The 558-nt window shown below is 66.3% G+C and carries 1 protein-coding gene; it reads right to left on the bottom strand.

Annotation, left to right across the window (positions count from 1 at the left end):
- The coding region (locus IE198_RS34805; protein WP_308426916.1) for a carboxyl transferase domain-containing protein at positions 1 to 558 on the bottom strand (558 nt) is incomplete at both ends.

The raw sequence follows: 558 nt of genomic DNA, 5'->3' as shown, positions 1-558 counted from the left end.
TCGTCGTACGCGAAGTGCGCCACGCCCGACGTCTCGGCGTGCACGTCGGCGCCACCCAGACCGTTCTGGGTGATCTCCTCGCCGGTGACCGCCTTGACCACGTCCGGACCGGTGATGAACATCTGCGACGTCTCACGAACCATGAACACGAAGTCCGTCAACGCCGGGCTGTAGGCCGCACCACCCGCGCACGGACCGAGCATCACCGAGATCTGCGGGATCACACCCGAGGCACGCGTGTTCCGCTGGAAGATGCCGCCGTAACCCGCCAGAGCACTGACACCCTCCTGGATCCGGGCACCCGCACCGTCGTTCAGCGACACCAGCGGCGCACCCGCCGCGATCGCCATGTCCATGATCTTGTGAATCTTCGTGGCATGCGCCTCGCCCAGCGCACCACCGAAGATCCGGAAATCATGCGCGTACACGAAGACCGTCCGGCCCTCGACCGTCCCCCAGCCCGTCACCACACCATCGGTGTACGGCTTCTTCGCCTCCAGACCGAAACCCGTCGCCCGGTGCCGGCGCAACTGCTCCACCTCACGGAACGAACCCTCG

Origin of the sequence: Streptomyces xantholiticus, from assembly GCF_014651015.1 — a bacterium.
Classification (GTDB): Bacteria; Actinomycetota; Actinomycetes; order Streptomycetales; family Streptomycetaceae; genus Streptomyces; species Streptomyces xantholiticus.
The sequence above is the reverse complement of the archived record's forward strand: the minus strand, read 5'-3'. Positions and strand labels throughout refer to the sequence as shown.